Origin of the sequence: Exiguobacterium undae DSM 14481 (assembly GCF_000620805.1) — a bacterium.
Lineage (GTDB): Bacteria > Bacillota > Bacilli > Exiguobacteriales > Exiguobacteriaceae > Exiguobacterium_A > Exiguobacterium_A undae.
Map to the genome: position 1 here is coordinate 495,632 of NZ_KK211187.1, position 15,621 is coordinate 511,252.

At 47.6% G+C, this 15,621-nt stretch carries 10 protein-coding genes; 9 read left to right on the forward strand and 1 reads right to left on the reverse strand.

Annotation, left to right across the window (positions count from 1 at the left end; translation table 11 throughout):
• Positions 1–152 precede the first annotated feature (152 nt).
• The 3 genes from P397_RS0103260 to P397_RS0103270 all read left to right on the forward strand — a co-directional run bounded on the left by P397_RS0103260 (position 153) and on the right by P397_RS0103270 (position 3,219).
• Positions 153–1,658: an SdrD B-like domain-containing protein gene (locus P397_RS0103260; protein WP_028105596.1), complete on the forward strand. Its 1,506-nt coding sequence runs from the start codon at positions 153–155 to the stop codon at positions 1,656–1,658.
• Between the two features lie 118 nt (positions 1,659–1,776).
• Positions 1,777–2,208, forward strand: a complete 432-nt coding sequence (locus tag P397_RS0103265) for a helix-turn-helix domain-containing protein (protein WP_028105597.1) — start codon at positions 1,777–1,779, stop codon at positions 2,206–2,208.
• A gap of 162 nt (positions 2,209–2,370) precedes the next feature.
• Positions 2,371–3,219: a pirin family protein gene (locus P397_RS0103270; protein WP_028105598.1), complete on the forward strand. Its 849-nt coding sequence runs from the start codon at positions 2,371–2,373 to the stop codon at positions 3,217–3,219.
• Positions 3,220–3,285: 66 nt separating this feature from the next.
• Here the strand turns inward: P397_RS0103270 and P397_RS0103275 are convergent, their stop codons facing one another.
• A complete protein-coding gene (locus tag P397_RS0103275) occupies positions 3,286–3,531 on the reverse strand; it encodes a hypothetical protein (protein ID WP_233550726.1) in 246 nt (81 codons plus the stop codon).
• 110 nt (positions 3,532–3,641) lie between these two features.
• Here P397_RS0103275 and P397_RS0103280 point away from each other — a divergent pair, with 110 nt between their 5' ends.
• From P397_RS0103280 to P397_RS0103305, 6 genes are all read left to right on the forward strand, one after another.
• Positions 3,642–4,883, forward strand: coding sequence for a UDP-glucose dehydrogenase family protein (locus tag P397_RS0103280; protein ID WP_026831956.1), 1,242 nt, complete (start codon positions 3,642–3,644; stop codon positions 4,881–4,883).
• A 65-nt stretch (positions 4,884–4,948) separates the two neighbouring features.
• Positions 4,949–5,362, forward strand: coding sequence for a hypothetical protein (locus tag P397_RS0103285; protein ID WP_028105600.1), 414 nt, complete (start codon positions 4,949–4,951; stop codon positions 5,360–5,362).
• 538 nt (positions 5,363–5,900) lie between these two features.
• Complete coding sequence (locus P397_RS0103290; protein ID WP_028105601.1) at positions 5,901–9,242, forward strand: hypothetical protein; 3,342 nt, start codon at positions 5,901–5,903, stop codon at positions 9,240–9,242.
• A gap of 212 nt (positions 9,243–9,454) precedes the next feature.
• Positions 9,455–12,136, forward strand: a complete 2,682-nt coding sequence (locus tag P397_RS0103295) for a glycoside hydrolase family 70 protein (RefSeq protein ID WP_028105602.1) — start codon at positions 9,455–9,457, stop codon at positions 12,134–12,136.
• Positions 12,137–12,279: 143 nt separating this feature from the next.
• A complete protein-coding gene (locus P397_RS0103300; protein WP_235183944.1) occupies positions 12,280–13,863 on the forward strand; it encodes a S8 family peptidase in 1,584 nt (527 codons plus the stop codon).
• Positions 13,864–14,024: 161 nt separating this feature from the next.
• Entirely contained in the window at positions 14,025–15,593 is a 1,569-nt protein-coding gene (locus P397_RS0103305) for a S8 family peptidase (protein WP_028105604.1), read from the forward strand.
• The last annotated feature ends 28 nt before the right edge of the window (positions 15,594–15,621 follow it).

Sequence of the window (15,621 nt, forward strand, 5' to 3'; positions counted from 1 at the left end):
GATAACCAATCGTTCCCGGTTATCGTATGCTTCTTTTTTTATCTTAAGTCGGCTGATTCCGAATGATCTTTGAAAAAGGACTGGTTTATTTTTACTGTATTGTTTAGAATTTAGGTAGAACATATTTAAAGAATGGGGCGAAAATAAACATAATGCGAAAAATTGGAATGTACATACTAGCTTGTTTGCTTGTTTTTGGTGTCATCACACCGGCACAAGCCGAAACAGCACTGACGTGGGACGTTAAAGGAACGGGAACGAATCCTTACACATTAACCTTTACGGGAGAAGGAGTCGTCAACCTCGAATCGGAAACCGCATTGGTTTTTGAAGAGGGCGTGACAGGGCAAGACATCGACATCGCGAAAACACCAATCGTGACGTTCACGGCAGAGACGGCACCAGTCGTCAAGATCGTCTCAGCCGATCAAACGAAAACGGTCTTGATTGAGTTTGGCCGTGAAGTCAAAGAAGAACCGACACCAGAAGAGCCGGTGACGGAAGAACCACCAGCAGAAGAACCAATCAAGGAAGATCCTCCTGCTGAGGAACCAGTTGAAGAAGAGCCGGTCAAAGAAGAACCGATTAAAGAAGAACCAAAACCGGAGACGGAACAACCGATCGCGACGACAGGAACGATCAGCGGAACGATCTGGTACGATGAAAACGAAGACGGAATCCGTCAAGAGAAAGAAACGCGTATCAGTGATGTGCCGGTCTACCTCTTGAACGCGGACTATGACGTTGTCGACGAAGCCTATACAAAAGACGGTCTTTATTCGTTTAAGGACCTGAAGCCGGGCACATACTACATCGACGTCTACGGCATGGACATCGGTTACTACTCCACTTCACCGCAACACGAGGGAACGGACCCGACAATCGATTCTGACCTGGATGAGGACGATATGGCGAAAGTTAAACTGACAGCCGGTGAGAATGTACAAATCGATGCCGGTTTATACGGTTATGATGAAGAAGCAGAGTTGGATTTTTCAAACTTGTTGCTCGTCACGAACTTCTTTGATGCGAACGCCGACAAGATTCCAGGTTACTCGGAGCAAACACTTCCTGCGACGTATACGGTGACGGATGCAATCACAGGCAGCGACGTTTATACGGAGAAAGTCGCGAAAGACGACGCATTGATGATTGAATTGACACCTGGTACGTACACAGTCAAAACAGAAGTCGCTTCCGGATACACGGTTGAAGCAATGCACCACATCTCACTGGACGACTTGATGGATTCGTTTGAATTTGAAATGACGAAAGCCAGTGTCAAAGCATTGGCGGTCGGCATGGCGGATGAAGAGGAAGAAGAATTCCCGGAGTACGATGAGTTCTTGAAACTGTTCGAACGCAAAGCAACAACGGATTCGATCACATTGACGGAAGACACGATGGGGTATTTCCTCGTCGCGGAAATCGTGAAAGCAAAACCGGTCGTAGCACCGAAGCCAACACCGACACCGACGAAAACACCGGTCAAGACGGTCGAAGCACCGGCGACGAACGTAGCGGATCAACAAACAACGAACACGACGTCAAACGAACGTCTCCCGCAAGCGGGTGAAGACAAACCGTTCCCATACGCAGCAACGGGAGCAGGTCTCGCTGTAGTCGGACTTTGGTTATTGTTACGACGCGCTGGATAACAGGAAAGCCCTTTGGACCGAATCGGTTCAGAGGGCTTTTTGATGTGTGTCTCGATTGACACACACGCACACACGTGTGTATAGTAAGGGTATCAAATGAATGGAAAGAGGGATGACGATGTTAACAACAAAACAGATCAGTGAATTGTTACGTGTCTCGGAAGAAACGGTCCGTCGTTGGATTCGGACAGGCGAACTGCATGCCGAACAGGATGGTAAAGGGTACTTGGTCGATGAACTGGCGTTAAAACGTCTCGTCGACGAAAAGTCGCAGATTCCAGGGAACGCGATGAACAAAGTGTTGCCGATCATCAATGATTTGTTTGGACCGGAAGCAGCGAAGTTCGCGAAGTCGAACTTGTTTGATCCGCTCCGCCAGTCGATGGATCAGACGGCCCCACCTCGTCCGGAAGCATCACCGGAATCGGTTGCGGAAGAACTGAGCCAGCTGAAGCGGAAAAAACGTCGTCTTGAACTCGAACATGAACTGAAGTTGCTTGAGATCGAAGAAAAGATTGCCGTTCTCGAACAAAAAGCGAACCGTTTTTAAATCAGACGGTACTAAACGAACGATCCCGAGATAGTAACGGGGTCGTTTTTTTGATAGGGAAGAGAAAGTTGCCTTAGAAAACCTGAACAAGCAAACCAGTTCTGCTTCCGAAACGGACTGTGCGACAATGAGGATATCTTATTAAGCAGAGGAGTCGAAGAGATGTTCCAACGCGATATTGCACAACACTGGCAAGTGACGTATCAGCAAAACGGTTATCCCCATGTCCAGCAAGGCTGGGTCCTGCCGCCGGAGCGAAAAGACGAGTTTGATCCGTTCATTCTGATGGCGGAAGATTGGTTCAAACGCGGAACCTTTTCCGATCATCCGCACCGCGGTTTCCAGACGATTACCTACGTGATGGACGGACGGCTGGAGCATATCGATAATCACGGCGGACATTCAATCTTGGATGCAGGGGATGTTCAGTACATGAACGCCGGTTGGGCGGCGCGTCACGCGGAAGAAGCGGTTGATGACGATCTGATCCATACGCTGCAACTGTGGCTGAATCTCCCGAAACGTCTGAAGGAGACGACGACTTCGTATCAAAACGTTTTGCTCGAAGAAGCGCCGATCGTACCGTTCGACGGGGGGCAGGTCCGGGTCTATTCCGGTGATATTGCCGGGGTGACCGGACCACTCGACAGTCTGGTGCCGATCACGATGAGCGAGATTGCACTCGCACCGGGTGCGACGTATACACACGTCCTCCCGACGAACCATAATGCGTTTATGTATGTCTTGGCAGGAGAGATCGAAGCCGGAGCAAGCAAGACGCGGCTTGCGAAGACGATGGCCGCGACACTGACGTTTGACGAACAGGCATCGGGTGACAGTGGACTGGAACTGACGGCTGTCAGCCGAACGAAGATCTTAATCTATTCCGGACAGCCGATTCGGGAAGAGACGATTGCTTATGGTCCGTTTGTCATGAACACGGAAGACGAGATCCGTCAGGCGTACCGGGATTACCACGACGGCAAGTTCGGACCACCGGCTGTCTTGTGACGACAAAAAAACCAGTTCCACAAGTGGGCTGGTTTTGTTTCATTGATAGGCGGACACCGCTCGACCTTAGGATGAGGTGGAATCGGTCGTCCGTTTTTTCTTTCGCCACCAATACCAGTAGCCAAGTCCAAGTGTAATCGGGATGGCAGCCAGGTAGGGGTTGGCCTCTAAATAACTGATGATCTCAAACAGCGCGAACCATCCACTGAGTAACCCAAGGATAAGTAAGATCGTCCGAATCGCTTCAGGCAGCTTCCGGATACGATATGCGAAGAGACATACGAGGCAAAAGATGATAATCGCCACGAGCATTCCTCCCATTCCCGTATCCAGTATAGCGTATTCGAAAAGCTTTTTCGATGCACAAATCGCTTTCGCTCCCGTATAGTGAAGACAGGGAAACTGACGAAGGACGTGATGAGATGCAAGTGACGGTAATTGGAACCGGTTATGTCGGACTCGTGACCGCGATTGGACTAGCCGACGCGAAACATGATGTAATCTGTGTCGACTTAAATAAAGAACGAATGGAGCGTCTGTCGAACGGAATTGCTCCAATTACGGAAGAAGGAATCGAAGAAGCATTACAACAAAATCAAAGTCGTCTGACCTTCACGACAGAGTATCCGGTATCTGATCTTTATCTGATAGCTGTCGGAACACCAGAACGGGCGGATGGGAGTTGTGATTTATCGGCCGTCGAAGCAGTGGTCAAGTTAATTCATTCGATTCAACCGGACGCTGCTGTCGTCATGAAATCGACAGTACCACCGGGAACGACGGAAAAGTTACAGACGGTCTATCCATCGTTACGTTTTGCGATGGTTCCGGAGTTCTTACGGGAAGGCACAGCGATTCGTGATATGCGTAATCCGCATCGCGTTATCATCGGGGCGCACGATCAACAGTTGGCCGAGACGTTGACGGATTTGTTCAAAACGAATGCACCAATCGTTCATGTGGATCCGACGACGGCAGAACTGACAAAATATGCAGCCAACAGCTTTTTGGCAGTCAAAATCAGTTTCATCAATGAGATTGCCCGATTAGCCGATATTGTCGGAGCAGATGTCGAAGATGTAGCGCACGGAATCGGTCTTGATCCGCGGATTGGTCCTGCTTTCTTGAAGGCGGGCGCAGGTTATGGGGGCTCTTGTTTCCCGAAAGATATCGCTGCCTTGACGACGCTGGCACAACAACAAGGCGAACATCTTCATGTCATTGAAGCAGCTGACCGGACAAACGAAGCACAACTGCAATATGTCCTCGACAAAATCAATCCAAGTCCTGGTCTTCATGTTGCTTTGTTGGGATTAGCTTTCAAGCCGGGAACAGACGATTTACGGGATGCGCCGGCACTACGCCTTGCCGAGCGATTAACGAAGATGGGTGTCACCGTTACAGGATACGATCCGGCAGCAAAAACACTGCTTGATCAAAAGGAATCGATTGAAGAAGCAGTTGCAGGAGCAGATCTTGCTGTCATCATGACGGAGTGGGATGAAATCAAACAGATCACGCCAGAACTTTTAGTCAAACAAATGAAGTCGGCGCGTTTGGTCGACGGCAGGAACTGTTGGGCTTATGTCAATGAGCCAGGAAACGTCCAATACGAAGGGATTGGACGTCCGAATAAAACATTTTCGAACAATCAAACCTTCTGACCTGTCATATAGGGTGAGTCCGTTACGGATTCATCCTATTTTTAATGGTGAAAAGGAGACCAAAAATGAAAATCGATTATTTCAGCGTTATGCCGAGTGGTCCAAAAGGCGCACTGGAAATTCATTGTTTGACGAACGACAACTGGTATCGACGGGTGAGTGAAGAATGGGAACGCGCGATTCATTACGGCGCCGGTCTGATTCGCATCAAGGACAAAGGAGCCGAATTACGGATTCCAATCGAATTCGGACTCGGTTATGTCTTACAGTACTTACGGCAATTCGTCGCAGCAGAACGACATACGCTGGATCAGGCGAGACACCATTTACAACAACAGCTGGAATGGATCGGACGTGGCTTACCAATCCAATTGCGTCGACTGGATGAAATGATTGAAGTAACAGCGGACACCGACCATCGATTTCGTCGGGATGCTTTTTTGGAAGCAATCGAACAAGCCAATCAAAAGGTGTTATGAGACAAAAAGACAGTCACTTTTGTTCAAGTGACTGTCTTTATTTTATTTCACAAAAATATTGACTTATCTGAAATTCTATATAAATGTAAGCGTTTTCTCAAAAAAGGACAGTTAGATTTTTAATTTCCATATACAGCCTGTAAATATATTTTACTAGTTATTACTATTCACCTATTTTTTACAAAAAACCTATTGTCGTGAGTTTCCTGGTTTTGTATATTGAATCTGTAGCTGAGTCATTCACTTTTTTAGAAGTGTGATTCGGTACAAACCTACCACATACGGAAATCCTTCATATTCAAGGGTTTCGACAACATCTTTCTGTTCATCCCAAACTGGATACATAATGGATCACTGACGATCGTCTACTGAATAGGCGATGGATCGGCGCGTGAAACAGAACGTATTCCTCCGAAGAAGACAGAAGGATTGTTGCATGGGTTAAAGTAAATATTTACAAATATTTTACTTTAAGTGTAGGTTATCTGGTTGGGATTGTTGCTTTTAGTTTTGAAAGACAAGAGGAGGAATTGTAAACATGGCTTACTCGAAAAAAACCAACAAATTGTACGCTGCTGCAGCTGCACTTGCGGTTACTGCATCTGTCGTCGCACCGGTTGCTGCTGACGCGGCAGCAAAGGTCTCTGTTAAATACATCGAACCAATCTTGATGAAACACGCAGGTGGTTCAAAGTATGCGGTTAAGAAATTGACATTGCCGACAAAGGTCAAAGTCAAACTTTCAAACGGCAAATACGAAATGCGTTCTGTTAAATGGAGCGGCTCTGTGAAATTTGAAACGAAGTACATCAACAAGTACCAAGTCCTTTACGGTACAGTTGCCGGCACTTCGAAAAAAGCAGTCCTCAAAGTAGAACTTCAGAACTATGTCGTTGATATCCTCGAACCAGTCCTCGAACCAGTTCCAGTCGGAGGCAAAGTCGTTCTTCCGAGTACGATCAGCATCCGTTACAAATCAGGCATCATCGTGAAACGCCCGATCAGCAAATTCAACATCAAAACACCGAGCACATCAAAAGCCGGTAAATATAAAATTGCTTACACGTACAAAGGTGCGAACTCTGTCGTGACAGGTTCAATCAACTATGAAGTGAAAGCAGCAATGATCTCAAACGTCATGGGAAGCGTCGATGATCAGACACTTTCTGTTAAAGCAGACGTCATGTACCCAGCTGTGGGTGCGATGGCTGAACTCTTGATCTACCCAGGTAAAGATATGACGAAAGCACCGATCGTCGTCAAAGGATCTCTTTCTAAAGGGAAATTCATGGCGTCGCAAGGTGGCATTCCGGAAGGCACACACAGCTATGTCGTCAAAGTCGGCGATGTGAAATCAGCTGCGATGGACTTCACGGTTGCAAACACAGTTCTCGCTTCAGCAAAAGCACTCGGCAAAGACAAAGTCGAAGTATCGTTCTCGCGTGCCGTTGATTCTGTTACTGCAGACAACTTCAAAATCGCAGGCGGTACAGTCAAATCAGCAACACTCAGCGCTGACAAGAAATCGGCTGTCCTCGAAGTCGAAGGCTTAGAGTACGGTAAGGATTACACGGTCGACGCGAAAGGCATCCTCATCGGTGGCGTCGCGAAAGACCTCGGTTCACTCAGCTTCATGACGCAAAGCGTTGAAAACATCTGGATGCTCGAAGTCACACCAAAAGCGTCTTCGATCCTTGCAAACGGATCAGACAACACGGAAGTGACATTCCAATTGAAAAACAAAGCAACTGGTGAAGTGGATATGAAAGCAGACGATATCGTCTTGAAATTATCGACATCATTCGGTTCGCTTGCGAAAGAACGCGTCACAATCCAAGACGGTAAAGCGACAGTCCTCCTCACTTCAGAGTTCAGCAACACGGACCTCGAAGCGACAATCGATGCGCAAATCATCGAGACAGTCAACGGTGAGTACAAAGACTTGATCGGTAAAATCGATGGACAAGCAAAAGTGAAGTTCAGCACAGTCATGGTCACACCGGCTCCGGTTGAGATGATCAATGTCCTTGCAGCTGAATCAAACCAAGCGGATCGCGTGACGATCTTCCTCGACAAAGCCGTTTCACGTGAGTTGTTACTCAAGTCGTTTGGACTTGATAAAGTGAGACAAGGTCTTCACGAAGAAGATTACATGGCGAATGACAACATCCAAATCGAGCAATTCGACGGGATGAAACGCGTCATCGGCATCAAGTCAGTTCCTTCGAATCCAAAAGCCTTCGAAGTCATCTTGGATAAAGAAACACCACTCCAAGACAACGCGACGGTCAAAGTCCTTGCGAAAATCACAAGCAGCACGGATACAGAAGTCAAATCAAAAGCGAGCTTCAAATTGACGGATGCACGTCAACCGGAAGTCACGTCTGTCAAAGCAGTCGGCTTGAACCAACTCGAAGTGAAGTTCTCAGAAGCAATCGCTGATGCGAAATTCAAAATCGACGGTCAGTTCGGTGAGAAATACTTCGACGTGAAATATCTCGGCTTTGATAACAAAGAAGGCGTTGACCGCCGCGATACAGTCATCATCACATTGAACGATGAACAGATGATGGCAGCTGTCAAAGCAGAAGAAGCTTACCCAGGACCGAAAAAAGGGTACTTCACGTCAGGTAAACACTCACTTCAGATCTGGGATGCAATGGACTTCGCAGCTCTTTCAGATGAGTCGAACATCGGAACGACACAAAACCTCGACTTCACAGTTGCGGCAGATACAGTCAAACCGACAGCTGGTGTCGTCGTCGAGTCGCCTGAACAATTCCGTGTGATGTTCAGCAAGCAACTCAAAAACCTCAGCCTTGCTGATGTTCAAGCACTCCTTGGTTCGAAAATGAAACTGGAGCGTTACAACTCAGGTACAAAGTTGTATGAAGACTTCAGCCAGTATGCTGAAATCACATACTACAACGAAGAAACAGGCGAAGTTCTCGTTGAGCTCAAGAAAGACTGGACGGAAATCTACGATACCGTCAACACGAAAGAAAACTACTACAACGATAAGTTCAAAATCACGCTCGCGAAAGATTCTGTCAAAGCAGAAGCGAACGGCGAGAAAAACGATGCCTTGTCACTCGACCTCAACTACTCTGGTTCACCGCTTAACACACCAGATCTGAAGAGTGCGGAAATCAATGCGATCGACCGTATCCTCCTCTCAAACGACTTCAACGTCATGATGAGCGAGCCGGTTAAATTACGTGGTCTTGATCAAGCCGATACACCACTCATCAACGCGGACGGTACAGTCTTGCCGCCGAAAACAACAGTTGAGTTCATCGGTAAAGATAAAGACGGCAAAATCGTCACAATCGATGGTTCAGTTGTTGGCTACACAAACAGTTCAGACATGAACTTCCGTGTCGCAGCCAACCAAAGCCTGCAAAACCTCGTCGACAACGCAGGATACGGCGAAGAGTGGAAAGTCGTCGTCAAATCACTTTCAGATGATGTCGGTAACACGGTTGCTACAGCGACACATGACTTCAAAATCATGAAAACGCCTGTTAAACCAGTTGTTTCACCGTTCGAAATCGAAAAAGTGTCTGCTAACGCAAAAGACGAAAAAGACGTCATCCGCGTCAAGTTCTCGGAAGGTGTTCAGTACTCAGGTATGTACGATGCAACAAGTACAGCTCAGTACACATTAAACGGGAAAAACTTGCCGGTCGGAACAAGCATCTCGCTTGCTGACTCAGATGATAACCTCTCGAACGGACTTGATATCGTCAAGATCAAAGTTCCAGCAGGTACGCTCAAAACATTGTCGAATGTCATCACGGTTAACAAAGAGCTTCAGTCGTACGACAACTCTGTCTTGACTGGCGGCTACGAGAAAGCAGTTCTTCTCGGATTGAACTAAGCATTACAAACATCTTCTGTCCAGAAATGGATGGAAGGTGTTTTTTTTTGTTGTGATTAGCGCAATCGATTGCATTTTAGCAAATCTATTGACTTTTTTTGAAAATTTACAGGTGTCATGACAAAAGAAAGGTGGTAAATTATGTGATGTTGATTAGTAATTAAAGGAAAAAACAATCAAATACATACAGATAATAAAGGAGAATAATACCAATGAAGAACACGAAAAAAGTATCAGCGGGATTACTGGCTACTCTCGTAGCAGCAAGTAGTCTTGGCGTCGCACCAAAACAAGCAGCAGCCTATACATCAGGTGAAAAGCTGGATAACCACGTTATCTTCCAAAGCTTCAGCCTCTACCAACCATACGACAGCAATATGTACCGGACACTCGCTAAAAAAGGGGACTTGTTGAATTCGTGGGGTGTGACAGACGTCTGGATGCCACCAGCTTACCGTTCGTTTGACATGGCACGTTACATGGAAGGATATGCAATCGCCGATCGATATGATTTCGGTGAGTTCCCGCAAGGACCAGGCGGAGCAACAGCGACGAAATACGGAAAAGCCAGTCACCTCGAAATGATGGTCGACATGCTACATGACGACAACATCAAGGTTCAGATGGATTTGGTACCGAACCAAATGCTCGGATTAAACCAGCGTGAAGCCGTCTTCGTTCGTCGTGCGACAAGCTCAGGTGAGCCGTTCGCAAATCCGTACACAGGTGGACAAACAACGAAAACAATCGCGACACCTTACCTCGCCTATACAAAAGGTGGCGGAATGGGGCAAGCGAAATACGGTTACCTCAAAGAGTGGAACAAAACCTTCTTAAACGGAACGTCACTACAAGGTCAAGGTACAGGACGTGTCATGACGGACAAAGACGGTAAACCGTACCGTTACTTTGGACCAAACGATGAGAAAAACTACCTTCCGGAATGGTTGATCGAAGCGTCGAAAACACAAAGCTTGAACGTCGTCGATACGTATCTCGCAGCTGACGGCTGGTATGAAGTCTCGCCACAAAACTGGAAACCGATGTTGTCGCAATATGCGAAAGATCCGGGATACCTCGCTTATATGAAAGAAAACGGTTTTGAGACAAAAGAAGCACTCCTTGCATCAGCAGATAACACAACGATTGCCAAGTTGACGGAAGACTACATGAAGACACAAGCGGTCTACGGATACGGATCGGAAGAGCGTTCGTACCAAAATGACAATTCAGGCATCGACATCGAAGATCAGTTCCTGTTCGTCGACGAGACGGGTTACCCACTGCAAGCCTATAACAAGACGATGACGAACAATGATGAGTTCTTGCTTGGCGTAGACTTGGCCAACTCGAACACAGAAGTCATCAAAGAGCAAAAGAACTGGATGAAGTGGATGCTTGAGACATACAAGTTTGACGGTTTCCGGATCGATGCGGCGTCACACTACGATGTAGCGATTTTGAAAGCTGAAGCAGAAGTTGCTAAAGAGCACTTTGGTAAAAAAGAGCACTTGAGCTATATCGAAAGCTACAAATCAGAGCAAAAATCATACATGAAGGCAAACAATGATGAGCAGCTCATCATGGATTCACCGCTCTACTTCACGATGCGGAATGCACTCGGAAACGAAGCATCAAAACGTCCGTTAAGTGCCATCGCAAGTGGTTCAACCGTTAACCGTGCAGGAGCAGGTTCGACGGATGTGTCTGCGAACTGGTCATTCGTCAACAACCATGACCAAGAGAAAAACCGCGTCAACCAAATCATGCTCGATCTTTACGGTATCAAAACAGGCGTCCAGTACGCAGCAGGCGAAGAGCCAAAATCGTTCGAAAAAATGTACGATAAAGACACTGAGAAAAAAGCACTTAACATCTACAATGCAGAACTCGCAAGCACGAAGAAAAAATACTCGGTCGATAACGTCGTTTCGCAGTATGCTTACTTGCTGACGAACAAAGACACAGTCCCGACTGTCTATTATGGTGACTTGTATCAGACCGATGCTTCGTATATGGCGAAACAAACACCATATTATGAGGAAATCACGAACTTGTTGAAAGTCCGCAAGCAGTACGCATACGGTGCTCAAAAAGTCGTGTCTCACACAGCGAACACGTCTAAAATTGCCGGAGATCACTTGATTTCAAGCGTCCGTCTCGGTAAAAACCGCAACACGGGTGTAGCGACAGTCATCGGGAAAAAATCAGCACTCAACACGACGATCAAAGTCGATATGGGGAAACTTCATACGAACCAAGTCTTCGTCGATGCGAGCGGCATCAGCAAGACGAAACTCGTCACTGATAAAAACGGGATCTTGACAGTTCCAGTCAAAGGAATGAGAACGGCAGAAGTGAACGGATACCTTGGTGTCTTCGTTCCACAAACAACAAAAGCACCAACTGCAACGATTGAAAAAGCAAGTGTCTACCAAGGAAAAGGCATCAACCTGAAAACGAAAGTCGCGAATAGCGCATCAGCTGTTTCGTCAATTCGTTACCAAGTAGCCGATTCATCAAAAGCAACAGTCGATACAACGGGACGTCTTGTTGGTAAAGCGGCTGGGAAGACAACTGTCACCGCAACGGTCACATTAAAAGACGGTTTCGTCTTAACGACGACATTGCCGATCGAAACAAAAGTCAACAGCGTCACGCTCAAAGCAACCCAAAAAACATTGAAGCCGGGTCAAGTCACGACAATCGGTTACGCGGCCGCGACGGATAAAATCAAGTCTGTCAGCTACGCGTCACTCAATAAAAAGGTCGCGACAGTCTCGTCAAAAGGTCAAGTCAAAGCTGTTAACAAAGGAACAACATCCATTCGCGTCACGTATACGACGGTCGGAAACTACAAGGTTGTCAAAACCTTTAAAGTCATCGTCAAGTAAGCCTCTCATCCATCACCGCTTTGGTGATGGGTGTTTTGCTTTAAAATAAACGAATCAGGTAAATGATTTTCAGTATTCCACATTATTCCAATCTTATCGGGTACATAGGAGTATGTACCTAAGACGAATAGAGGAGTGGCGGGATGAAACGAATCATTTCAGGTGGTCTGGCACTGAGCGTGTTGATGGGATTTGGATTAAACGGAGAAGCGGTCGATCAGCAAAAAACGGTCAGTCGTCAGCAAGTCAATCAAGCGAAAGCATTCCCGGCGTTCCATGGCAGTTATGTCGGTGCACCACTGAAAGGACGTTTTGATGAGGATGGACTGGATATCTGGTATCTCGATGCGAAGGACTTTGTCGCGGACGGGACACATCTCGAGTTTGATCTCGATTGGGACATCTACGGAACGATGTTTACGAGCAAGGCCGATGCCGATGCCGGACGTGTCTACAACCGTTATTTCCAGCGCAATGACGAAACGATGTATTTCCCGCTCAGTTGGAGCGGGCGCCAGTATCTGATTTTAGAAGGGTATCCGGGAGATACGTACTCCGTTCCGTTCAGCGTTTCACGCTACGAACCGATTGATCTGACGCGCAGTGCGTCTGTTCAAGCCAAAACGACGACCGCACTGATCGTTCAAACGAAATCTGGCATGGTGCGGGGCAACAGTCTCGGGGCGACGCGTGTTCAAGCGTTGGCACCGGAACTCCGCCTCGAAAAATTGACCTACCAATCGGTGGCGGAAGCGGCACAAGCAAAACGAAAATTCGAACAATCGCGCGCAACGGCGTATGTCGAATATGATACACCGATCGAAGCGTTTGGTGCCGATGCGTTTAAGAAACATCAATGGTCGCTCCTCAACACGGGTCAGAAAAAAGGTGTCAAAGGAGCTGACATCGGTCTGACGGCGATGCAAAAACGGATCGCGAAAAAGAAACAAACAACGACACTCGTTGCCGTCATCGATTCCGGTGTTAATCCGAGTTACGCCGATTTTGCCGGGAAGGTCCGGATGGATCTCGGTTATGATTTTGTCAATCGTTCGAAGACAGCTTGGGATGATCATGGTCACGGTTCACATGTCGCCGGTGTCATCGCGGCCGGCAGTGACAACACGTACGGGATGACGGGCATCAATGCGAAAGCATCGATCATCCCGATCAAGGTCCTGGATGAAAATGGGGCCGGTTATACATCGGATCTCGTCAGTGGGATCAATCATGCGGTCAAAAAAGGCGCAAAGGTCATCAACCTCAGTCTCGGTGGTGACACGTCATCGAAATCGGTCGAGTCAGCTCTTTCCTATGCGAAAAGTAAAAATGTCTTGATTGTCGCCGCGTCCGGTAATGCCGGCAAAAAGACGGTCGCTTATCCGGCGCGTTCGAAGTATGTCTTCTCGGTCGGTGCGACCGGTCGGACCGATAAACGGGCCTCGTTCTCGAACTACGGGACGGGACTCGATCTCGTCGCACCGGGTGTCGAGATTCCGAGTTATTTGGCGGACGGAGAAATTGCCTTCGCGAGCGGGACTTCGATGGCAGCACCGCATGTTGCAGCTGTCGCCAGTGTCCTGTACAGTCTCAAACCGACGATTAAAGCATCGGACGTCGAAAGTTTTCTTAAGAAATCCGCCAAGGATCTCGGGACGAAAGGGTACGATACGACGTACGGTTACGGTCGACTGAATGCCGATCAAGCGGCGAGTTATATTAAATGAAGCAATATGGTGAATCCAATCAATATGGGTTCACCTTTTTTAGTGGAGTGCTTCAAAAACAGAGGAAAAAAACCGATAAAAAGACGAAAAATAGGTGTTTGTCATAATTTTTTCCAGTATACTGGATGGATAGGACAAAAGGCGGATAAAGGAGTGGGAAAATGAAAAAGTGGTTAGTCGGTTTGACGGTTTTCGGTTTGCTCGGAACGATGGTCCCGGTTCAGACGGAAGCAGCAGGAACAGGAGCCAAGAAGTTGCCGGTTTTGGATACAAAAACAAAAAAAGCGTACATCAAAGGAACGTTTGACAGTAAAGGGAAAGCATTGTTCTACTTTGATACGAAAACGTATCTGACGGGCGGGACACACTTGAAGTTTGCGGCGGACGCAACGGAAGCCGTCACGGTCTATGAGTCACAAACGGACTATCAAAAACAACTGGTCTATGAACGTTACGCGGAAGTCAGTGATCAATCGTTGATCTTCCCACTCAGTTGGAGCGGGCGTCAGTACATAGAAATCGAAGGGAAGAAAAATACGGCATTTGTCGTTCCATTTAAACTCGAACGGTTTGAGCCGATGCGTGAACAACTGGCAAAAGCCAGTACGTCGGCGAAGGCAAGCAGTCTTGTCGTCAAAGTAACGGGAACGACAAGTCAGACGATGCAGTTGTCTGAGAAAACGGACGCCGTCAAACGGGAGACGATTGACGCCGGACTAAAGCTTGAGAAATTCACGTACCGGACGGTCATGCAGGCACTTGCTGCCAAACGTAAACTTGAACAAACACGTGGTGTCGCCTATGTCGAACTCGACAGCCAAATGCGGGGACTCGGTGGCGATGTGTTCAAGTCGTACCAATGGTCACTGAATAATACCGGGCAACGTGGTGGTGTCAAAGGGGCCGATATTAATTTTGATGCGATGAAAAAGCGGATTGCTTCGAAAAAACAATCGACGGTTCTTGTCGCCGTCATCGATACCGGGATTAATCCGACGTATGCCGATTTTGCCGGACGCGTCCGGATGGACCTTGGCTATGATTTCGTCAATCGGCAACGACTTGCAATCGATGATCACGGACACGGTTCGCACGTCGCTGGTGTCATTGCAGCGAACAGCAACAATACGTACGGGATGTCCGGGATCAATGCCAAAGCATCAATCATTCCGATCAAAGTGTTGAGCGAAGACAACTACGGTTCCAACTCGAACATCGCCAAAGGCATCATGCATGCGGTGAAAAACAAAGCCAAAGTCATCAACATGAGCATCGGTGGCGGCTTCTCGTCACGGGCGATCGAAGACGCGCTCGCGTATGCGAAAAAACAAGGTGTTCTTGTTGTCGTCGCGTCCGGAAACGACGGGGCAAACAAATTGTCGTATCCGGCACGATCGCAGTATGCCTTCTCGGTCGGCTCCTCCAACCGGTTCGACAAACGATCGGCTTTCTCGAACTACGGCGATGGACTCGATCTGATTGCACCGGGACAAGATATTCCGAGTTACCTCAGTGACGGTGAGTCGGCTTTCTGGAGTGGGACGTCGATGGCAGCACCGCACGTAGCGGGGGTTGCGAGTCTTCTCTACAGTTTAAAACCAACCATCAAAGCATCAGAGGTCGAAAATATTCTCAAGAAATCAGCACAAGACCTTGGGAAAAAGGGATATGACACGTCGTACGGATACGGTCGACTTGACGTTGATCGTGCCGTCCAACTATTACGTTAAACAGATAGTTTGAATCAACCAATACCTT

Bases quoted from the DNA above. Each gene is read 5' to 3' on its own strand.
- P397_RS0103260 (WP_028105596.1), top strand. From the start codon at position 153: ATGCGAAAAATTGGAATGTACATACTAGCTTGTTTGCTTGTTTTTGGT.
- P397_RS0103265 (WP_028105597.1), top strand. From the start codon at position 1,777: ATGTTAACAACAAAACAGATCAGTGAATTGTTACGTGTCTCGGAAGAA.
- P397_RS0103270 (WP_028105598.1), top strand. From the start codon at position 2,371: ATGTTCCAACGCGATATTGCACAACACTGGCAAGTGACGTATCAGCAA.
- P397_RS0103275 (WP_233550726.1), bottom strand. From the start codon at position 3,531: ATGCTCGTGGCGATTATCATCTTTTGCCTCGTATGTCTCTTCGCATAT.
- P397_RS0103280 (WP_026831956.1), top strand. From the start codon at position 3,642: ATGCAAGTGACGGTAATTGGAACCGGTTATGTCGGACTCGTGACCGCG.
- P397_RS0103285 (WP_028105600.1), top strand. From the start codon at position 4,949: ATGAAAATCGATTATTTCAGCGTTATGCCGAGTGGTCCAAAAGGCGCA.
- P397_RS0103290 (WP_028105601.1), top strand. From the start codon at position 5,901: ATGGCTTACTCGAAAAAAACCAACAAATTGTACGCTGCTGCAGCTGCA.
- P397_RS0103295 (WP_028105602.1), top strand. From the start codon at position 9,455: ATGAAGAACACGAAAAAAGTATCAGCGGGATTACTGGCTACTCTCGTA.
- P397_RS0103300 (WP_235183944.1), top strand. From the start codon at position 12,280: ATGAAACGAATCATTTCAGGTGGTCTGGCACTGAGCGTGTTGATGGGA.
- P397_RS0103305 (WP_028105604.1), top strand. From the start codon at position 14,025: ATGAAAAAGTGGTTAGTCGGTTTGACGGTTTTCGGTTTGCTCGGAACG.